The following is an 18,720-nucleotide window of genomic DNA, read 5'->3' as shown; positions in this document are numbered from 1 at the left end:
AGACGAAACCCCCTACGCCATGGCCTCCTCCGGCTCCCCGCTCGCCCTCGGTTCGGCCAGCTTGACCTCGGGAGTCTGCCGGTGTGCCGGGTCCCGGACCTCGCCGACGAGGAGTTCCAGTACGTCCTCCAGCGCGACCAGGCCGAGCACCTTGCCGGAGGCGTCGGCCACCTGGGCCAGGTGGGTGGCGGCCCGGCGCATGACGGTGAGGGCGTCGTCGAGCGGCAGCTCGGCGCGGAGCGTGGCCATGGGGCGCCACACCTGCTGCGGGACGGCCCGGTCGGAGTCCTCCAGGTCGAGGACGTCCTTCACGTGGACGTAGCCCATGAAGGGCCCCTTCTCCGTGGCCGAGACGGGGAAGCGGGAGTAGCCGGTGCGGGCCGTCAGCTCCACGATCTCGCCCGGGGTGATGGACGGGGTCACCGTGACCAGGGACTCCCGGCGCAGCAGGACGTCCGTCACCGGGCGGGAGCCCAGCTCCAGGGCGTCCTCCAGGCGCTCCTGCTCCTCGGGGGCGAGGAGGCCCGCCTGACCGGAGTCCTCCAGCAGGCGGTTGAGCTGCTCGGTGGTGACGACCGCCTCCACCTCGTCCTTCGGCTCGACCCGGAACAGCCGCAGGATGCCCTGGGCGCAGGCGCCGAGGGCCACCGTGATCGGCCGGCAGAGGCGGGCGAACCAGACCAGTCCCGGGCTCAGCCAGAGGGCCGCCTTCTCGGGCGCCGCCATGGCGAGGTTCTTCGGCACCATCTCGCCGATGACCAGGTGGAAGAAGACCACGGCGGCCAGGGCGATGACATAGCCCAGCGGGTGGATCACGCCGTGCGGGAGGCGGATCCACTCGAACAGCGGCTCCAGCAGCCGCGCCACCGTCGGCTCGGCCACCGCGCCCAGCGTCAGGGAGCAGACGGTGATGCCGAACTGGGCGGCGGCCATCATCTGCGGCAGCCGCTCCAGGCCGTACAGGACCTGGCGGGCCCGGGCGGTGCCGAGCGGTTCGATCTGGCTGCGGCGGACGGAGACCAGCGCGAACTCGGCGCCGACGAAGAAGCCGTTGGCGAGCACGAGCAGCGCGGCGAAGACCAGTTGGAGGACGCTCATCGGGCGGCCTCCATCACGTTGACCGCCGGGGCCGTCCTGACCAGGCGGACCCGTTCGGCGCGGTAGTGGCCGACCTGACGGACCGAGAGCCGCCAGCCGGGCAGCTCGGCCTTGTCACCGGGGGCCGGGATCCGGCCGAGCAGATCGGCGACCAGGCCGGCGACGGTCTCGTAGGGCCCCTCGGGCACGTCGAGGCCTATGCGCAGCAGGATGTCGACGCGGCAGCTGCCGTCGGCGTCCCAGGCGGGCCTGCCGTCCTCGGGCGGGGCGGGGGCCAGCTCGGGCATGTCCTTGGCGTCGTGCTCGTCGCGGACCTCGCCGACCAGTTCCTCGACGATGTCCTCCAGGGTGACCACGCCGGCCGTGCCGCCGTACTCGTCCACGACGACCGCGATGGGCTGCTCGCTGCGCAGCCGCGCCAGCAGCGGCTGGACGGGCAGGGTCTCGGGGACCAGGAGCGCCTTGCGGGCGATACGGCCGACCGGGGTGCGCAGCCGGTCGTGGACCGGGACGGCCAGCGCGTCCTTGAGGTGGGCCATGCCGACGATCTCGTCGATCTTCTCCCGGTAGACGGGGAAGCGGGACAGGCCGGTGGCCCGGGTGAGGTTCACCACGTCCTCGGCGGTGGCCGAGGCCTGCAGGGCGCTCACCTTCACGCGCGGGGTCATGACGTGCTGTGCGGTCAGCTCGCCCAGGGACAGGGTGCGGACGAACAGATCGGCCGTGTCCTGCTCCAGGGCGCCGGCCTGGGCGGAGTGCCGAGCCAGGGAGACGAGTTCGCCCGGGGTGCGGGCGGAGGCCAGCTCCTCGGCGGGTTCGACGCCGAGGGCCCGGACCAGCCGGTTGGCGACCGTGTTCAGCGCGGAGATCACCGGGCGGAACAGGCGGGCGAAACGGTGCTGCGGGCCGGCTACGAAGCGCGCGACCTGCAAGGGCCGGGAGACCGCCCAGTTCTTGGGCACGAGTTCACCGATCACCATCTGGATCGCGGAGGCCAGCAGCATGCCGACGACCACGGCGACGCCGGAGGCGGCACCCTCGGGGATGCCGAGCGCGGCGAACGGGGCGTGCAGCAGCCCGGCCAGGGCCGGTTCGGCGAGCATGCCGACGACCAGGGAGGTGATGGTGATGCCGAGCTGGGTGCCGGAGAGCTGGAAGGACAGCTCCTTCAGCGACTCCACGACCGTGCGGGCGCGGGCGTCGCCGTCGGCGGCGGCCTTCTCGGCCTCGGGCCGCTCGACGGTCACCAGGCCGAACTCCGCCGCCACGAAGAATCCGTTGGCGAGAATCAGCAGGAACGCCGCTCCGAGGAGCAGCAGTGAGATGGTCACGCTGCCACCGCCTTCCCGTTATGTCGGGCAGGGGTGGCGCAGGTACTACAGGACGATCCGTCCATCGCCGGAGGGAGTCACTCCTCGGGTAGCAGGAACCCCTGTGCACCGGGCGGCACGCAGGGGCGGAGGCGCAGCGAAAGGCCTCCGCCCACCAGATTAATCAAGATCTGGGCTCGTGCGGCAGGGCTGACGTGCCGGAGTGGGCCTCGGCGAGTGCACGGAGGGCCTGTGCGTCGGCTATGGCCCGCCGCTTGGCGATGCCCGGCTGGATGCCGAGCGCGGGCAGGCTGGTGCCGTCGCTGAGGTTGAGGAACACCCAGGGGTCGCCCGGCCGGAGGTTCACCTGGACGATCTCCGCCCAGGCCAGGCGCCGCTTGCTGGCGATGTTGACCACGGTGACGCCGGAGTCGTCGGCGACCACCTTCACCCGGGCCAGCTGGGCGAGGACCCAGAAGATGAGCGCCCCGGTGATGACGAAGCTGAGCTTCGATCCCGGGCCGAGGTGCTCCAGCAGCATCGCGATCCCGGATATCACCAGGAATATCACGACACCGGCGGTGAGCAGGACGGCCCGGGTGTGGCCCGGCCGGAAGGTGACCGGGAGCTCGGGAAGGGGGGTCTGTTCGGTCATCGGTCGGCGTACCCCTCTACAGGCGGCAGGCGTGGATGGCCGTGGTCAGGATGGCGCGGGCGCCGATGGCGTAGAGGTCGTCCATGATCCGCTGGGCCTCCTTGGCGGGGACCATGGCACGGACCGCGACCCAGCCCTCGTTGTGCAGCGGGGAGACGGTCGGGGACTCCAGGCCGGGGGTGAGCGCGACGGCCTTCTCCAGCTGCTCGACCCGGCAGTCGTAGTCCATCATCACGTACGTCCGGGCGACCAGGACGCCCTGGAGGCGACGCAGGAACTGCTGGACCTTCGGCTCCTCGGCGTCGGCGCCGGTGCGGCGGATGACGATCGCCTCGGACTTCATGATCGGCTCGCCGAAGACCTCCAGGCCCGCGTTGCGCAGGCTGGTGCCGGTCTCCACGACGTCGGCGATGACCTCGGCGACGCCCAGCTCGATGGCGGTCTCGACGGCGCCGTCCAGGTGGACGACGGAGGCGTCGACGCCGCTGTCGGCCAGGTGCCCCGCGACGATCCCCTCGTACGAGGTGGCGACCGTCTTGCCCTTGAGGTCCTCGATGCCGTCCGCCGTGCCGGGCTTGGCGGCGAAGCGGAAGGTGGAGCGGGCGAAGCCGAGCGGCAGGATCTCCTCGGCGTCGGCGCCGGAGTCGATCAGCAGGTCGCGGCCGGTGATGCCGATGTCGAGCATGCCGGAGGAGACGTAGATCGCGATGTCGCGGGGGCGGAGGTAGAAGAACTCGACCTCGTTCTCCGGGTCGACGATGCGCAGCTCTTTGGACTCGCGGCGCTGCTGGTAGCCGGCCTCATGCAGCATCTCCGCCGCAGGGCCGGACAGTGAACCCTTGTTGGGGACGGCGATGCGCAGCATGAGGTCGGCTTCCTTTGCGTGAAGGGGTTTCTACGGCTGGTGCAGCAGGCGGGTTACAGGTGGGCGTAGACGTCGTCGAGGGAGATCCCGCGGGCGACCATCATCACCTGGACGTGGTACAGCAGCTGCGAGATCTCCTCGGCGGCCGCCTCCTTGCCCTCGTACTCGGCGGCCATCCAGACCTCGGCGGCCTCTTCGACGACCTTCTTGCCGATGGCATGGACGCCCTTGCCGACCAGCTCTGCGGTACGGGAGGTGGCGGGGTCGCCGGCTGCGGCCTTGTGCTGGAGCTCGGTGAAGAGCTCCTCGAACGTCTTCTTGGACATGGTGCTGCCCACCCTACGCGGTGTGCGCCACTCCTCAGTGCCAGGGTTCAGATACTGAGCGGAGCGTGGCCGCCGTCGCCACGGCGGCCGTCACGGCCTCGTGTCCCTTGTCCTCGTTGGAGCCCTCGATGCCGGCCCGGTCCAGGGCCTGCTCCTCGGTGTCACAGGTGAGCACGCCGAACCCGACGGGGACGCCGGTCTCGACGGCCACCTGGGTGAGGCCCTGGGTGACGCCCTGGCACACGTAGTCGAAGTGGGGCGTGCCGCCCCGGATGACGACACCGAGGGCGACGACCGCGTCGTAGCCGCGGCCCGCGAGGACCTTGGCGGCGACCGGCAGCTCGAACGTGCCGGGGACCCGGATCAGGGTCGGCTCGTCGATGCCCAGTTCGTGCAGGGCGCGCAGGGCGCCGTCGACCAGACCGTCCATCACCTTCTCGTGCCACTGCGCCGCGATGACGGCGACCCTGAGGTCGCTCACGTTGCGTACGGACAGTTCCGGTGCACCCTTGCCGCTCACGTCTCTCCTTCGTGCTCTGTTACTGGTTGCTGCAGGCCGACACGGCGGGGGTGTCGAGCCAGGGCAGGTCGTGCCCCATCCGGTCCCGCTTGGTGCGCAGGTAGCGGAGGTTGTGCTCGCCGGCCTGGACGGGCATCGGCTCGCGGCCGGTGACCTTCAGACCGTGACGCAGCAGGGCGTCGGTCTTGTCGGGATTGTTGGTCATGAGCCGGACGCCGCGCACGCCGAGGTCGGCGAGGATCTGCGCGCCCGCGCCGTAGTCGCGGGCGTCGGCGGGCAGGCCGAGTTCGAGGTTGGCGTCCAGGGTGTCGTGGCCCTGCTCCTGGAGTTCGTAGGCCCGGAGCTTGGACAGCAGACCGATGCCGCGTCCCTCGTGTCCGCGCAGGTAGACGACGACTCCCCGGCCCTCCTCCTGGATGCGCTCCAGGGCGGTGTCCAGCTGGGGGCCGCAGTCGCAGCGCAGGGAGCCGAAGACATCGCCGGTGAGGCATTCGGAGTGGACGCGGACCAGGACGTCCTCGCCGTCGCCGATCTCGCCGTGGACGAGGGCGACGTGCTCGACGCCGTCGACGGTGGACCGGTAGCCGTAGGCGGTGAAGGTGCCGTGCCGGGTGGGCAGGCGGGTCTCGGCCTCGCGGCGGACGGTGGGCTCGCTGTCGCGGCGGTAGGCGATCAGGTCCTCGATGGAGATGATCGTCAGGCCGTGCTTGCGGGCGAACGGGATCAGCTCGGGCAGCCGCAGCATGCGGCCGTCCTCGCCGGCGATCTCCACGATGGCGCCGGCCGGGCGCAGGCCCGCGAGCCGGGCGAGGTCGACGGCGGCCTCGGTGTGGCCGTTGCGGACCAGGACACCGCCGGGCCGGGCGCGCAGCGGGAAGATGTGACCGGGGCGTACGAAGTCCGCCGGCTCGGCCGTACCGCTCGCGAGCAGCTGAAGCGTCGTCGCACGGTCGGCGGCCGAGATGCCGGTGCTCACCCCGTGGGCGGCGGAGGCGTCCACGGAGACGGTGAACGCGGTCTTCATGGACTCGGTGTTGTCCTGGACCATCTGCGGGAGCTGGAGCCGGTCGAGCTCCTCGGGCTCCATGGGCGCGCAGATGAGTCCCCGGCACTCGCTCATCATGAACGCGACGATCTCGGGGGTCGCGTGTTCGGCGGCGATGACGAGGTCGCCCTCGTTCTCCCGGTCCTCGTCGTCGACGACGACCACCGGGCGGCCGGCGGCGATGTCGGCGATGGCCTGCTCGACCGGGTCGAGCGTGAGGTTCTCGATGTCTTCGGTGTCGTACAGCAGCGGTGCCGCGGTCATGCCGGCGCTCCTTCCAGTGCGGGCTGCGGGCTCCTGCGGGAGCGCAGCCACCAGTCGCGCATGCCCCACAGGACGAGTGCGCCGTAGATGACGTAGACGAAGCCGGAGAAGGCGTAGCCGTTGGCGAAGTTGAGGGGCACGCCGACGAGGTCGACGAGCAGCCAGGCGAACCAGAACTCGACCATGCCCTTGGCCTGGGCGTACATGGCGACGATGGTGCCGACGAAGATGTAGGCGTCGGGCCAGGGGTCCCAGGACAGCTTCGGGTAGGCGGTGAAGAGCAGGGCGACGGCGACGGTGCCGGCGGCTGCCGCGGCGAGCATGGCCAGGCGCTCGCGCCCGGTGGCGAAGCGTACGGTGATCCGGCCGTCGTCGGCCGTGCCCTTGCCGCGCTGCCACTGCCACCAGCCGTACAGCGCGACGGCCATGACGACGACCTGCTTGCCGGCGCTGCCGGTGAGGTGGCCGTAGAAGGCGGCGAAGAGGACGAGGCCGGACAGGAACTGCACGGGCCAGGTCCACAGGGAGCGGCGCCAGCCGAGGGCGAGGGTGATGAGGCCGAGGATGTTGCCGACCATGTCCGACCAGATGATGTGCTGGCCGAAGAGGGTGAACGCCTCGGAGTTCAGCCAGTTCACCGGCCGGCCTCCCGCCCGTTCGCGAGCAGCCGCTCGACGTACTTGGCGATGACGTCCACTTCGAGGTTGACCGGGTCGCCGGGCTGCTTCACGCCGAGCGTGGTGAGGGCGAGGGTGGTCGGGATGAGGCTGACGGTGAAGTGGTCGGTGCCCGCGTCCACGACGGTGAGGCTGATGCCGTCGACCGTGATGGAGCCCTTCTCCACGACGTAGCGGGAGAGTTCGGCGGGCAGGGAGATCTTCACGATCTCCCAGTTCTCGGAGGGCGTGCGCGCCAGGACCTCGCCGGTGCCGTCCACGTGCCCCTGCACGATGTGGCCGCCGAGGCGGGCGCCGACGGCGGTGGGGCGCTCCAGGTTGACGCGGGAGCCGACGGTGAGCGCGCCCAGGCTGGAGCGCTTCAGGGTCTCGGCCATGACGTCGGCGGTGAACTCGTCACCCTCGTGCTCGACGACGGTGAGACAGACCCCGTTCACGGCGATGGAGTCGCCGTGCTGCGCGCCCTCGGTCACGACGGGGCCACGGAGCCGGAAACGGGAGGCGTCGCCGAGGTTCTCGACGGCGGTGACCTCACCCAGCTCTTCGACGATTCCGGTGAACACTTCCCGGGTCCTCCTGCCTCTTCGGGCACGGACTCCGGGGCCTGTCGATGACGACAGCTGATACGGATGAGCACACACCGCAGGCGTCGCCGGAAACGGACCCGCCCGCATACGGACGAGCCCAGATACGGCGGCGCGCACACGGAACACGCATGCCCGCCCGCCGCGCACTGCCTCCCATCCGGACTTTAACCGTCGGTCCAGGAATTTCACCTGGTCAACCGGCCGCTGGAAGCGACCGGGTCGCGGACTGTAACCGCCGGTTCGGACTTTCACCGACCCCGGAGTGCGCTGCTTCTGGTACAGGGCCAGTGTGCCACGCCCGGCACTCGTCCATACGGGTGAAGGGTGTGGGCTCGCTCACAGTACGTGTCGTCGGTTTCGCGCCATGCGGTCACCTCGGCCAACCGGCCGGTTCCGGGGCCGGGTTGAGCTTGGTCCGGACCCATTGACCGCACTGGTCTAGTCCTTTTAGGGTGCGGGCGGGCCCGGTGGCGGTGACGACGGCCCTTGCCCGCCGCCGGGCCGCCAGGGCTCTGGCAGGGTGAGCGCATGGAGATCGCCCTGCCCGTCGACGCGTTCGAGGCCCATCGCCCCCGCCTGTTCGGCCTGGCCTACCGGCTGCTCGGCTCCGCCCAGGAGGCGGAGGACACGGTGCAGGACGCGTATCTGCGGTTCAGCGGCGCCGACCGGGAGGCGATCGAACATCTGGGGGCCTGGCTCGCCAGGACCGTCACCAACCTCTGTCTGAACCGGCTGGCCTCGGCCCGGGCGCGGCGCGAGAGGTACGTCGGGACCTGGCTGCCGGAGCCGGTCGTCACCTCCGACGGCACGCTCGGCCCGATGGAGTCGGCCGAGCGGCGCGACCAGGTCTCGATGGCTCTGCTGGTGCTGCTGGAGCGGCTGACGCCGGCCGAAAGGGCGGTGTACGTGCTGCGTGAGGCGTTCGGCTACGCCCACCGGGAGATCGCGGACGTCCTGGAGCTGAGCGAGGCCAACTGCCGGCAGCTGTACCGGCGGGCGGCGCGGCGGGTGGCCGAGCCGGAGGGCGGTCGCTTCGAGGCGGCTCCGGAGCGGCGCGAGGAACTGGTCGCGTCGTTCGTCACGGCCGCCCGGGAGGGTGACCTCGCCGGTCTGGAACGGCTCCTCGCCGCGGACGTGACCTGGTGGAGCGACGGGGGCGGCAAGGTCACGGCGGCGCTGCGGCCGATCGAGGGCCGGGAGAAGGTCATGCGCTTCCTGGCGGGCATCAGCCGGAAGTTCCTCACGGGCGTGGACTTCACGGCGGTCGAGGTCAACGGGGCGGGCGCGCTGGCGGCTTGGGCGGGCGGCACGCTGGTGGGGGTGGCCGTGTTCGAGCTGCGGGACGGGCTGATCGCACAGGTGCGAGGGGTGGTCAACCCGGACAAGCTGGAGTTCGCGCGCCGGCAGCTGGGCCGGCCGTGAGAGGGGTTCGCCGCCGCGAGAAGAACTCCGCCGGGGGTTGTCACATTTCCGGGTGGCTGTCCGGTCCAGGTTGACGAAGGGTGCTCCAGCGGGGAGCGCCCGGGTGTCCGAAGGGACGGAGAACGGCATGACCACGATCCTGGTGACCGGCGGAACCGGAACCCTCGGCCGGCTCGTGACGGAGCGGCTGCGGGCGGGCGGGCACGAGGTCCGGGTGCTCAGCCGGCGAACCCAGCCGTACGCCGTCGACCTGCGCGTCGGCGGGGCCGGCCTGGACGCGGCCCTGGCCGGCGTGGAGACGGTCGTGCACTGCGCGACCACGCCCAAGGGCGGGGACGAACAGGCGGCCCGGAACCTCGTCGAGGCGGCCCGCCGGGCCGGGGTGGGCCATCTGGTCTACATCTCCATCGTCGGCGTGGACCGGGTGCCGCTCGGCTACTACCGGACCAAGTTCGCGGTGGAGCGGCTGATCGAGGAGTCGGGGCTGGGCTGGACCGTGCTGCGGACGACACAGTTCCACGACCTGCTGCTCACCCTCTTCGAGGGCCTGGCCAAGTCACCGGTGCTGGCGGCCCCGGCGGGGGTACCGGACCAGCCGGTCGAGGTCGCCGAGGTGGCCGAGCGGCTGACGGAGCTGGCACTGGCGGCCCCGGCCGGGCGGGTACCGGACATGGGAGGCCCCGAGGTCCGTACGGTCGACTCGCTGGCCCGCGCCTATCTGCGGGCGACCGGCCGGCGCCGGCCGGTGGTGCGGGTGCCGCTGTTCGGCAAGACGTACCGCGCCTTCCGCGCGGGCGGCCATCTGACACCGGACCACGCGGAGGGCAGGGTGACCTTCGAGGAGCACCTGGCACGACGGTTCGCGGGGAACGGCGGACACTGAGCGTCCGCCGGCGGAGCCTAGCGCTCCGGCGGTGCGAACAGTTCGTCCTGGGCGCGTTCGCGGGCGGTGAGCAGGGCGCCGCGGAGCACGGCTGCGCCGCCCAGGTTGCTCGCCCGTACCTCGGTGGCCAGGGGCGACATCCGGCGCAGCCGTGCCTCGACCAGTCCGGCGAGCAGCGCGCCGCCGGCCTGGCCGACCTCCCCGCCGAGCACCACGCAGCCGGGGTCCAGGACGGCCACCACGGAGGCGGCGCCGACGGCGATCCGGTCGGCCAGGGTGTGGAGGAAGCGGGCGGCCGGGCCGTCACCGGCCCCCGCCGGCGCCGTCTCGGCCACAGCCCCCCGTACCGCTTCGGCCGCCCCCGGCCCGTCCGCCGTGGCCGGCGTCGGCAGGCCGCACTCCGCTGCCAGTGTCACGACCGCCGCCGCGCCGGTCAGTGAGTGGAAGCCCCCGTCGCAGTCGGTCGCCGAGGGCAGCGTGCCGGTGCCGGGGACCGGCAGGAAGCCGATCTCGCCGGTGCCGCCGGAGGCGCCGCGGCGCAGGGTGCCGTCCAGGACGACCGCGGCCCCGACGCCGTGGCCCAGCCAGAGCAGGACGAAGGTGTCCCGGTCCTGGGCGGCTCCCTCGCGCTGTTCGGCCAGGGCGGCCAGGTTGGTCTCGTTCTCGACGGTGACCCGGGCGCCGGGCAGCCGGTCCTGCAGGGCGGCGGCCAGGCTGCGGTGCCAGGCGGGCAGGCCGGCCGAGTCCCGCAGGTCGCCGGTGGCCGGGTCGATCAGGCCCGGCGCGCCGATGCCGACGGTGTGCAGCCGGTCGGCGCCGGCCTCCTTCACCGCGCTCTCCACCGCGGCCACCGCCTGCTCCACGGCGGGTTCGGTCCCGGTGTCCCCGCCGATCGGCGCGGACGCCTCGGCGAGCACCCGCCCGACCAGGTCGGAGACCAGGACGAGGACGCCTTCGGTGCGCACGTCGAGCGCGGCGAGGTGGGCGCGGTCGGCGACGATGCCGTAGACCCGGGCGTTGGGGCCCCGGCGCACCTCGCCGGACTCCCCCACCACGGTGATCAGGCCGGAGACGGTGAGCCGTTCGACGAGGTCCGCGACCGTCGGCCGGGACAGTCCGGTCAGCTGCTTCAACCGCCCTGCCGTGAGCGGGCCTTCCTGCTGCAACAGCCGCAGGGCGAGCCGGTCGTTGATGGCCCGGGCGGTGCTGGGTGATGCGGGCATGACGGAAATCCTCCCAGACGGGGGCGGCCGCGATATGCACTATCTATCAGGCAGGCTCCCTGATAGTTTACGGCGGTGCCGCGACGGCGCGGTCGGGAACTCCCGGGGAGGGGCTGGAACATGGGTGACGTGGGTGACGCACGGGATGAGGTCAGGCGCGCGCGGTACGCGGTCGCGGCCGTGTTCGCCGTGCACGGCGCCGTGACCGGCTCCTTCGCGACCCGCGTGCCGTGGATCCAGGAGCACACCTCGCTCGGCGCGGGCCGGCTGGGGTTCGCACTGGCCTTCACGGCGTTCGGGGCCTCGTGCGCGATGCCGCTGGCGGGCCGGATCAGCCACCGTTTCGGCAGCCGTACGGCCCTGCGCGGGCTGCTGGCGCTGTGGACACTGTCCCTGGTCCTGCCGTCCGTAGCGCCGAATCTCGTCACCCTGTGCCTGGCGATGTTCACCTACGGCGCGACCGCGGGCATGGCCGACGTCGCGATGAACGCGCTCGGCGTGGAGGTCGAGCGGCTGCTCGGAAAGTCGATCATGTCGGGGCTGCACGGCATGTGGAGCGCGGGCGCCCTGATCGGCTCGGCGGCGGGCACCCTCGCGGCGCATCTCGGCGCGGACGCGCGTCTGCACTTCGCCCTCGCGTCGGCCGTCCTCACCCTGCTCGGGTTCGTGGCCTGCGGCTGGGTGCTGGACCTCCAGCCCGCCGAGGACGAGGAACCGCCGCCGCGGTTCGCGCTGCCGCCGCGCTCCGCGCTGCTGATCGGCGCGGTCGGCTTCTGCGCGGTGTTCGCGGAGGGCGCCAGCCTGGACTGGTCGGCGGTGTTCCTGCGCGACCGGCTGGACAGCTCGGCCGGGCTCGCGGCGGCCTCCACGACCGGGTTCATGCTGACCATGGCCGTGGCCCGGATCGCCGGGGACGCGGTGGTGAACCGCTTCGGTGCGGTCCGCACCGTGCGGGCCGGCGGTGTCCTGGCCGTACTGGGCGGGCTCCTGATCGTGTCCGCCGGGCATCCGGCGGTGGCGATGACCGGGTTCGCGCTGATGGGGCTGGGCATCGCGGTGGTGGTGCCGCTGTGCTTCGCGGCGGCCGGGCACGCCGGACCCCACCCCAGCCAGGCCATCGCGGGCGTGGCGACGATCACCTACACCTCGGGGCTGATCGCGCCGAGCCTGATCGGCGGGGTGGCCCAGGCGACCAGCCTGGTGGTGTCGTTCTGTGTGGTGACGGCGCTCGCGTGCGGGCTCGCGGTGTTCGCGGGCGTACTGCGCACCGCCGGGCGCGGGGGCCGGGCGGAGGTCAGTCCGCGGGCCGCAGCAGTTCCCGGCCCGCGGCCCTGAAGGTCTCGCTCCAGGGCGCGGGGCGCATGGTCGTCGCGTCCAGCCGGACCAGTACCCGGGCGCCCCGGGCGTAGGTCTCGGTCCCGTCGGCCGAGCAGAACCGGAAGCCGTAGGTGAGGCCGGTGGTGCCGAGCCGTTCCAGCCAGAGGTGGACGGCGTAGGTGCCGGGGCGGGTGACCGGCGCCTCGTAGCCGATGCGCAGTTCGCGGACCGCGTTGCAGGCGTCGCCGGCCGCCACCCAGTCGCCGTCGAAGCGGACGCCGTACTCGTTCCACAGCTCGGTCCAGGCGCGCTCCACCATCAGCGGGTAGCGGGCGTTGTGCAGCAGCCCGAGCGCGTCGAGGTCGTCGAAGTGGACGGTGACGGGGATCAGGCGGCCGTAGGAGAGGGCGGGGGCGATCGGGGCTTCGGCGGTCACGGGACGGGCTCCTGGGCAGCGCTGGCGGGGTGGCGGCACCCCCGTACGCCACCATACTAAGCGACCGCTCAGCAGCCCGGCCGGGAAGCCCCCAGGTCAGCGCGGGTCAGCCCGCCCGCGCCGTACCCCTGACAATGGTCCGGACCGTCTTCATGTACGTGAGAAAGCGAAACCCCACCATGGACCTCGGCGTGCGCTGGAAGCTGCACGGTGACGGGCGCACGCCCGCGCCCGGAGCGGTGGTACGCCCCGACGAACGGCTCTCCTGGCCCCGTACCGTGGGCCTGGGCGCCCAGCACGTGGTCGCGATGTTCGGCGCCTCCTTCGTGGCGCCCGTACTCATGGGCCTGGACCCGAACCTGGCGATCATGATGTCGGGCGTGGCGACCGTGATCTTCCTGCTCGCCACCCGCGGCCGGGTGCCGAGCTACCTCGGCTGCTCCCTGTCGTTCGTGGGGGTGGCCGCCGTCATCCGCGCCCAGGGCGGTACGAGCGCCACCGTGACCGGCGCGGTCCTCGTCGTCGGCGCCGTGCTGTTCCTGGTGGGCCTCGCCGTGCAGCGCTTCGGCGCGCGGATCATCCATGCCACGATGCCGCCGATCGTCACCGGCGCCGTCGTCATGCTGATCGGCTTCAACCTGGCCCCGGTGACCGCCTCCACCTACTGGCCGCAGGACCAGTGGACGGCCCTGCTGGTGATGCTCTTCACCGGTCTCGCGGTCGTCTGTCTGCGTGGTTTCTGGTCCCGCATCGCGATCTTCCTGGGCCTGCTCTTCGGCTACGGCATCTCCTGGCTCCTCGACCGGGTCTTCGGCAAGATCCACTCCAACGACGGCAGCGGCAAGGTCGTCGACCACTGGCGCCTGGACTTCTCCGGCGTCGGCAAGGCCGACTGGATCGGGCTGCCCCACTTCCACGGGCCGTCCTTCCAGTGGTCGGCGATCCTGGTCGCGCTGCCGGTCGTCATCGCCCTGGTCGCCGAGAACGCGGGCCACGTCAAGGCGGTCGGCGAGATGACCGGGGACCCGCTGGACGACAAGCTCGGCACGGCGATCTCGGCGGACGGCGTCGGCTCCATGCTGTCGACGGCCGTCGGCGGCCCGCCGAACACCACCTACTCGGAGAACATCGGCGTGATGGCCGCGACCCGCGTCTACTCCACCGCCGCCTATTGGGCCGCCGCCGGCTTCGCCCTGCTCTTCGGCCTGTGCCCGAAGTTCGGCGCGGTCGTGGCCGCGATCCCGGGCGGCGTCCTCGGCGGCATCACCGTGATCCTCTACGGCATGATCGGCCTGCTCGGCGCCCAGATCTGGCTGCACGCCGAGGTGGACCTGCGCAACCCGCTGAACCTGGTGCCGGCCGCCGCCGGCATCATCATCGGCGTCGGCAACGTCAGCATGAAGTTCACCGACACCTTCTCGCTCAGCGGCATCGCCCTCGGCACCCTGGTCGTCATCACCGGCTACCACGCGCTGCGCGCCTTCGCCCCGACCCATCTGAAGCGGCAGGAGCCGCTGCTGGACGAGGGCACGTCCTCGTACGACGAGGAGGCGGGCCCCGAGGCACCGGGCGCCCAGCCGTAGGCGCACCCCGCCGGCGTATGCGGCCGGCGTCCCCCGTTCCGGCGAAGCACCGGGCCGGTCGGCGCGCCGGCCGGCCGCGGGCTGGGACCCTTCCCCCATGGCGCAGCCGGCATACTCCACCACCCCCGTCGACGTCGTCCTCGCGCGGATGCGCGCGCTCGACGCGGCCCTGCCCGCACGGGACGGCGTCGCCGTGTTCAACCGCGTCTATCTCGCCGTCACCGAGGAGGTCGACCGACGCCTGGACGCCGGGGAGTTCGCGAACCCACGCGCGGCGGCGACACTGGACGTGCGGTTCGCCGAGCGCTACCTGGCGGCGGTCGACGCGGCTGCCACGGACCGCCGCCCGCCCGCCTGCTGGCGGCCTCTCTTCCAGCTGCGCCGCCATCCCGGGGTCCGGCCGCTGCAGTTCGCGCTGGCCGGCATCAACGCGCACATCGGGCACGACCTGGCGCTGGCCGTGCTCGACACCTGCCGCACCCTCGGCTGCGAACCGGCCGATCTGGAGGACGAGTTCGACCGCGTCGGCGATCTCCTGGTGTCGCTGGAGGAGCGCATCCGCGAGGATCTGATGCCGGGCCCCGACCTGCTCCAGATCGCCGACCCGCTCACCCATCTGCTGGGCTCCTGGAGCCTGGAGCGGGCCCGGGACGCGACCTGGGCGGCGGCCCGGGCCCTGTGGGCGCTGCGGCACTGCGCCGATGTCGCCGAGGAGTTCACCGAACGGCTGGACGCGGCGGTGGGGTTCGCGGGCCGGATGCTGCTGACACCGCTCCCCGACTGACCGTGGCCGGATCCCGCCGCTGAGCGCGCCTCCCCAGGAACAACTGGTTGAACGTCGTACGTTTCCCTTGCCCGGCAAGCACCCGATCGCAGAGGAGCACCGTTATGGCGACCCGGCTCGGCCTGAGTCTTCCCCAGATGCGGCAGTACTCGATCGGCACGGACGTGCCCGCGGTGGCACGCGCCGCCGAACGGATCGGCTACGACAGCCTGTGGGTCTTCGAGCGGGCCCTGTTCCCCGAACCCGCCACCCAGGGGCTGTACGACATCGAGGGCCTGCCCTGGCCCGACGAGTACCGGAACGTGGCGGACCCGCTGGTCACGCTCACCCTGGCCGCGGCGGCCACCGAGCGGGCGGAGCTGGGCTCCAGTGTCCTGGTGGCGCCGCTGCACCAGCCGTTCCAGCTGGCCAAGGCGCTGGCCACGCTGGACGCGGTGAGCGGGGGCCGGGTGATCGCGGGCTTCGGCACCGGCTGGTCCCTGGACGAGTACGCCGCCTCGGGCGTCCTGCCGTTCGCGGAGCGCGGCGCGGCCCTGGACGAGATCATCGAGGTCTGCCGGGCCGTGTGGGGACCGGATCCGGTCGTCCACGACGGGCGGCTCACCAGGATCGCCTCGGCCGTGGTCGGGCCCAAGCCGGCCCGGCCGATCCCCGTCCTGCTGGCCGCGAGCAACAGGCGGGCCTTCCGTCGGCTGGTCGACCACGCCGACGGCTGGCTTCCGGCGGGCTTCAGCTTCAAGCAGGTCACCGCCCAGTGGCGGGAGCTGCGGGAGCTGGCCGAGGAGCGGGGCCGTACCGAGCCGATCCGGACCGTGCTGCGGGCGAACGCCACCCTGCGGGCCGAGCCGTACGACGGCGCCGGCCGCAGGCCCTTCCAGGGCAGCGTGGACCAGATCGTGGCGGACCTGGTGGAGTTCGACGGGATCGGCATGGCGGAGATCCTCATCGACCTCCAGGGCAGCGCGCGGGACGCGCGGGAGCTGGTGGACGTGGCTGCCGAGGTGTTCGAAAAGGCGCGGGCGGCCGGAGTCTGAGGCCGGCCGCCCACGCCTTCGTCCTTCGTTCCCGGGTCAGTCCTCGGGAAGCTCCACCGGCGCGATCTCGTCGTAGACGTCACCCGGGCCCGGGTTCGCCGCGTCGGTCTCGCCGCCGAGGTGGTGCATGACGCCCCAGACCGCGTTCAGCGCGGTCTGGATCGCGCCCTCGGCCCAGCCGGCCGTCCAGGAGATGTCGTCGCCGGCGAGGAAGATGCCCCGCTTGTCCTCGGGCAGCCGGTCCTGCATGAAGTGCGTGAACAGGCGCCGCTGGTAGCGGTAGTGGCCGGGCAGGTTGGCCTTGAACGCGCCCATGAAGTAGGGCTCGTTCTCCCAGGAGACGGTCACCGGGTTGCCGATGATGTGCTTGCGGATGTCGACCTTCGGGTAGATCTCGCCGAGCGACTTCAGCATGACCTCCATCCGCTCGTTCGCGGACAGCGGCAGCCACTTCAGGCTGTCGTCGCACCAGGTGTAGGACAGGCAGATCACGGCGGGCTTGTCCGGGCCGTCGTCCAGCAGGTAGGTGCCGCGGGTCATGCGGTCGGTGAGCGTCATCGACATGACGTCCCGGCCGGTCTCCTCGTCCTTGTCCAGCCAGAACGGCCGGTCCACGGGCACGAAGAGCTTGGAGCTCTCCATGTAGTGGGTGCGCTCGATCGCGGTCCAGTGGTCGATCGGGAAAAGCGAGTCGTCACAGGCGATCTTGGACAGCAGCATCCAGGACTGGGCGGTGAAGATCGCCGCCTTGTAGGTGCGGATGTCGCCGTTCGCGTCGGTCACGGTGATCTGGTTGCCCGCGGTGCGGTGCAGCCGGGTCACGGCCGGCTTCGGCTCGCCGTCCACGTGCAGCGACTTCAGCGAGGTGCCGTACGGCCAGTGGACGATCTTCTCCGGCTCGCGCTCCCACAGGCGCAGCGGCAGCTGCTGGGAGCCGCCGACGATGCCCCGGTGGTGGTCGTCGGCCTCGGTGTAGACGACGCGGAGGATCTCCAGGATGGAGTTCGGGAAGTCGGTGTCCCAGCCGCCGGTGCCGAAGCCGACCTGGCCGAAGATCTCGCGGTGCCGGAAGGACTTGAAGGCCTCGGAGTCGCAGAGGAAGCCGTAGAAGGTCTGGTTGTCGAGCTTATCGACCAGCTTCGCCCAGATCTCGCGGATGCGCGGGACGTCCCGCTCACGCATCGCACGGTTCATGTCGGAGAAGTCGGCGCCCTCGTCCAGGCACTTGTTCCAGGCCTCGGCGACGTCCCGGTACACCTGGGGCAGGTCGGCGATCGTCTCGGCGTAGTGCGACTCGCCCTTGAGGTCCACGACGGTCGAGGGGGTCGCCTCGGCCAGCGGGTTCGGGAACGGCCTGGTCTCCAGGCCCACCATGTCGATGTAGTGCTGCAGGGCCGTGGAGGACGGCGGGAAGCGCATCGCGCCCATCTCGGCGGTCAGCGACTCGTCACAGCCCTCGAAGCCGACGGTGCGCAGTCGGCCGCCGATCTGGTCGGCCTCGTAGACGACGGGCTTGAGGCCCATCTTCATCAGCTCGTAGGCGGCGACGATGCCGGACAGACCGCCGCCGATGATCGCGATCTCGGTGCCGTGCTCGGTCGCCGGGATCTGGCCGAGGCCCGCCGGGTGGGCGAGGAAGTCGTCGTAGGCGTAGGGGAAGTCCGGGCCGAACATGGTGATCGGCGGCTGCTGCTCGTCGTTGTGCTCGACGGCGTTGGGCACCGTGGACGTCATGGGGGTACGGACTCCTTGCGCGTGGTGAAACAGGGGGGAGGCTTCGGGGGCGGCTCAGACCAGGGAGCCGTACAGACCGGGGCGGCGGTCCTTCAGGTACGGGTTGCTCTCCCGGGAGGCGGCCAGGAAGGCCGGGTCGGCGTCGGCGAGCACCAGCTGCTCGGTGCGGCCGGCGCGGGTGCGGGCGACGCCGTCGGGACCGGCGAGGACGGAGAGGCCGACGAACTCGAACTCCCCCTCCTGACCGACGCGGTTGACGTACGCGACGTACATCTGGTTCTCGAAGGCGCGCACCGGGATCATCGACTCGGCGACGAACTGGAAGGGGTGCATCTGCGCGGTCGGCACGACGAGGAGGTCGGTGCCGGCCAGGGCGTGGGCGCGGACGTTCTCCGGGAACTCGACGTCGTAGCAGATCAGCAGGCCCACGGTGAGGCCGTTCAGCTCGGCCTGGACGACCTGCTGCTCGCCCGGTGTGAAGTGGTCGCGCTCGTAGCAGCCGAAGAGGTGGGTCTTGCGGTAGTTCGCGATCCGGGTGCCGTCGGCCGAGATCAGCTGGACGGAGTTGTAGACGGTCTCGCCGTCGCGCTCCGGGTAGCCGTAGGCGAGGGCGAGGCCGTGCCGGGTGGCGATCTCGGCGACCGCGTCGGCGGAGTCGCCGTCGGCGGGCTCGGCGAGGCGGGCGATGTCCTCGCCGATCGCGTACCCGGTGAGGAACATCTCCGGCGTGGCCAGCAGCCCGGCACCAGCGGCGGCGGCCCGGCCCGCGGCCTCGTCGAGGACCTTGAGGTTCTCGGCGATCGAGCCGGGGCGGCCGGAGCTCTGGAGCAGGGCGGTGCGCATGCGGGATCCTCACCGGTACGGGTTTTTGGGGGCCAGAAAGAAGGTACGGTCGGCGCGCTCGGCCGGACAAGAAGGAGCCGTTGCGCGCCGGTGCGCGGTTCGTTGCGTGCGGTG

At 71.9% G+C, this 18,720-nt stretch carries 19 protein-coding genes and 1 riboswitch; of the genes, 6 read left to right on the top strand and 13 right to left on the bottom strand.

Going from position 1 to position 18,720, the window contains the following annotated elements:
* Positions 1 to 12 precede the first annotated feature (12 nt).
* The 9 genes from ABZ937_RS29170 to ABZ937_RS29130 all read right to left on the bottom strand — a co-directional run bounded on the left by ABZ937_RS29170 (position 13) and on the right by ABZ937_RS29130 (position 7,323).
* A complete protein-coding gene (locus ABZ937_RS29170; protein ID WP_361696312.1) occupies positions 13 to 1,098 on the bottom strand; it encodes a hemolysin family protein in 1,086 nt (361 codons plus the stop codon).
* On the bottom strand, positions 1,095 to 2,429 hold the full coding sequence (locus ABZ937_RS29165; protein WP_361696311.1) for a hemolysin family protein: 1,335 nt from the start codon (positions 2,427 to 2,429) through the stop codon (positions 1,095 to 1,097). The genes ABZ937_RS29170 and ABZ937_RS29165 overlap by 4 nt, the downstream gene beginning before the upstream one ends.
* 163 nt (positions 2,430 to 2,592) lie before the next feature.
* Positions 2,593 to 3,063 (bottom strand): PH domain-containing protein, encoded by a 471-nt coding sequence (locus tag ABZ937_RS29160; RefSeq protein WP_361696310.1) that lies wholly within the window; start codon positions 3,061 to 3,063, stop codon positions 2,593 to 2,595.
* A 16-nt stretch (positions 3,064 to 3,079) separates the two neighbouring features.
* A complete protein-coding gene (gene hisG / locus ABZ937_RS29155) occupies positions 3,080 to 3,928 on the bottom strand; it encodes an ATP phosphoribosyltransferase (protein ID WP_361696309.1) in 849 nt (282 codons plus the stop codon).
* Between the two features lie 53 nt (positions 3,929 to 3,981).
* Positions 3,982 to 4,254, bottom strand: a complete 273-nt coding sequence (locus tag ABZ937_RS29150; protein WP_361696308.1) for a phosphoribosyl-ATP diphosphatase — start codon at positions 4,252 to 4,254, stop codon at positions 3,982 to 3,984.
* 34 nt (positions 4,255 to 4,288) lie between these two features.
* A complete protein-coding gene (gene ribH, locus ABZ937_RS29145; RefSeq protein WP_094221666.1) occupies positions 4,289 to 4,774 on the bottom strand; it encodes a 6,7-dimethyl-8-ribityllumazine synthase in 486 nt (161 codons plus the stop codon).
* A 19-nt stretch (positions 4,775 to 4,793) separates the two neighbouring features.
* Positions 4,794 to 6,083 (bottom strand): bifunctional 3,4-dihydroxy-2-butanone-4-phosphate synthase/GTP cyclohydrolase II, encoded by a 1,290-nt coding sequence (locus tag ABZ937_RS29140; RefSeq protein ID WP_361696307.1) that lies wholly within the window; start codon positions 6,081 to 6,083, stop codon positions 4,794 to 4,796.
* The gene (locus tag ABZ937_RS29135) at positions 6,080 to 6,721 is read right to left on the bottom strand and encodes a nicotinamide mononucleotide transporter family protein (RefSeq protein ID WP_361696306.1); all 642 of its coding nucleotides are present in this window, start codon (positions 6,719 to 6,721) and stop codon (positions 6,080 to 6,082) included. Before ABZ937_RS29135 ends, ABZ937_RS29140 begins: the two co-directional genes overlap by 4 nt.
* The gene (locus ABZ937_RS29130) at positions 6,718 to 7,323 is read right to left on the bottom strand and encodes a riboflavin synthase (protein WP_361696305.1); all 606 of its coding nucleotides are present in this window, start codon (positions 7,321 to 7,323) and stop codon (positions 6,718 to 6,720) included. Before ABZ937_RS29130 ends, ABZ937_RS29135 begins: the two co-directional genes overlap by 4 nt.
* A 163-nt stretch (positions 7,324 to 7,486) precedes the next feature.
* Positions 7,487 to 7,617, bottom strand: a riboswitch (FMN riboswitch).
* A 258-nt stretch (positions 7,618 to 7,875) separates the two neighbouring features.
* Between ABZ937_RS29130 and ABZ937_RS29125 the strand changes: the two genes are divergently transcribed.
* Positions 7,876 to 8,769, top strand: coding sequence for an RNA polymerase sigma-70 factor (locus ABZ937_RS29125; RefSeq protein WP_361696304.1), 894 nt, complete (start codon positions 7,876 to 7,878; stop codon positions 8,767 to 8,769).
* Between the two features lie 127 nt (positions 8,770 to 8,896).
* Complete coding sequence (locus tag ABZ937_RS29120; RefSeq protein WP_361696303.1) at positions 8,897 to 9,652, top strand: NAD(P)H-binding protein; 756 nt, start codon at positions 8,897 to 8,899, stop codon at positions 9,650 to 9,652.
* A gap of 17 nt (positions 9,653 to 9,669) precedes the next feature.
* Here the strand turns inward: ABZ937_RS29120 and ABZ937_RS29115 are convergent, their stop codons facing one another.
* A complete protein-coding gene (locus ABZ937_RS29115; RefSeq protein WP_361696302.1) occupies positions 9,670 to 10,875 on the bottom strand; it encodes an ROK family transcriptional regulator in 1,206 nt (401 codons plus the stop codon).
* A 120-nt stretch (positions 10,876 to 10,995) separates the two neighbouring features.
* Between ABZ937_RS29115 and ABZ937_RS29110 the strand changes: the two genes are divergently transcribed.
* The gene (locus ABZ937_RS29110) at positions 10,996 to 12,210 is read left to right on the top strand and encodes an MFS transporter (protein ID WP_361696301.1); all 1,215 of its coding nucleotides are present in this window, start codon (positions 10,996 to 10,998) and stop codon (positions 12,208 to 12,210) included.
* On the opposite strand, the gene ABZ937_RS29105 is transcribed toward ABZ937_RS29110, so the two are convergent.
* Entirely contained in the window at positions 12,170 to 12,628 is a 459-nt protein-coding gene (locus ABZ937_RS29105; protein WP_361696300.1) for a thioesterase family protein, read from the bottom strand. The genes ABZ937_RS29110 and ABZ937_RS29105 overlap by 41 nt on opposite strands.
* A gap of 179 nt (positions 12,629 to 12,807) precedes the next feature.
* Here ABZ937_RS29105 and ABZ937_RS29100 point away from each other — a divergent pair, with 179 nt between their 5' ends.
* The 3 genes from ABZ937_RS29100 (at position 12,808) to ABZ937_RS29090 (ending at position 16,029) form a co-directional block, all read left to right on the top strand.
* Positions 12,808 to 14,211, top strand: a complete 1,404-nt coding sequence (locus ABZ937_RS29100) for a solute carrier family 23 protein (RefSeq protein ID WP_361696373.1) — start codon at positions 12,808 to 12,810, stop codon at positions 14,209 to 14,211.
* 97 nt (positions 14,212 to 14,308) lie between these two features.
* The gene (locus tag ABZ937_RS29095; RefSeq protein ID WP_361696299.1) at positions 14,309 to 14,995 is read left to right on the top strand and encodes a DUF5995 family protein; all 687 of its coding nucleotides are present in this window, start codon (positions 14,309 to 14,311) and stop codon (positions 14,993 to 14,995) included.
* A 104-nt stretch (positions 14,996 to 15,099) separates the two neighbouring features.
* Positions 15,100 to 16,029, top strand: coding sequence for an LLM class F420-dependent oxidoreductase (locus tag ABZ937_RS29090; protein WP_361696298.1), 930 nt, complete (start codon positions 15,100 to 15,102; stop codon positions 16,027 to 16,029).
* Between the two features lie 36 nt (positions 16,030 to 16,065).
* Here ABZ937_RS29090 and ABZ937_RS29085 read toward each other — a convergent pair whose 3' ends face one another.
* Positions 16,066 to 17,763 (bottom strand): NAD(P)/FAD-dependent oxidoreductase, encoded by a 1,698-nt coding sequence (locus ABZ937_RS29085; protein ID WP_361696297.1) that lies wholly within the window; start codon positions 17,761 to 17,763, stop codon positions 16,066 to 16,068.
* A gap of 54 nt (positions 17,764 to 17,817) precedes the next feature.
* Entirely contained in the window at positions 17,818 to 18,606 is a 789-nt protein-coding gene (locus ABZ937_RS29080) for a carbon-nitrogen hydrolase family protein (protein ID WP_361696296.1), read from the bottom strand.
* Positions 18,607 to 18,720: the final 114 nt, after the last annotated feature.

Origin of the sequence: Streptomyces sp. NPDC046727 (assembly GCF_040645635.1) — a bacterium.
GTDB lineage: Bacteria > Actinomycetota > Actinomycetes > Streptomycetales > Streptomycetaceae > Streptomyces.
This window is presented reverse-complemented; position numbering and strand designations above follow the sequence as displayed.

Coding starts and splice junctions, on each gene's coding strand:
- ABZ937_RS29170 (WP_361696312.1), bottom strand. CDS start 1,098: ATGAGCGTCCTCCAACTGGTCTTCGCCGCGCTGCTCGTGCTCGCCAAC.
- ABZ937_RS29160 (WP_361696310.1), bottom strand. CDS start 3,063: ATGACCGAACAGACCCCCCTTCCCGAGCTCCCGGTCACCTTCCGGCCG.
- hisG (WP_361696309.1), bottom strand. CDS start 3,928: ATGCTGCGCATCGCCGTCCCCAACAAGGGTTCACTGTCCGGCCCTGCG.
- ABZ937_RS29150 (WP_361696308.1), bottom strand. CDS start 4,254: ATGTCCAAGAAGACGTTCGAGGAGCTCTTCACCGAGCTCCAGCACAAG.
- ABZ937_RS29140 (WP_361696307.1), bottom strand. CDS start 6,083: ATGACCGCGGCACCGCTGCTGTACGACACCGAAGACATCGAGAACCTC.
- ABZ937_RS29125 (WP_361696304.1), top strand. CDS start 7,876: ATGGAGATCGCCCTGCCCGTCGACGCGTTCGAGGCCCATCGCCCCCGC.
- ABZ937_RS29120 (WP_361696303.1), top strand. CDS start 8,897: ATGACCACGATCCTGGTGACCGGCGGAACCGGAACCCTCGGCCGGCTC.
- ABZ937_RS29115 (WP_361696302.1), bottom strand. CDS start 10,875: ATGCCCGCATCACCCAGCACCGCCCGGGCCATCAACGACCGGCTCGCC.
- ABZ937_RS29110 (WP_361696301.1), top strand. CDS start 10,996: ATGGGTGACGTGGGTGACGCACGGGATGAGGTCAGGCGCGCGCGGTAC.
- ABZ937_RS29100 (WP_361696373.1), top strand. CDS start 12,808: ATGGACCTCGGCGTGCGCTGGAAGCTGCACGGTGACGGGCGCACGCCC.
- ABZ937_RS29095 (WP_361696299.1), top strand. CDS start 14,309: ATGGCGCAGCCGGCATACTCCACCACCCCCGTCGACGTCGTCCTCGCG.
- ABZ937_RS29090 (WP_361696298.1), top strand. CDS start 15,100: ATGGCGACCCGGCTCGGCCTGAGTCTTCCCCAGATGCGGCAGTACTCG.
- ABZ937_RS29085 (WP_361696297.1), bottom strand. CDS start 17,763: ATGACGTCCACGGTGCCCAACGCCGTCGAGCACAACGACGAGCAGCAG.
- ABZ937_RS29080 (WP_361696296.1), bottom strand. CDS start 18,606: ATGCGCACCGCCCTGCTCCAGAGCTCCGGCCGCCCCGGCTCGATCGCC.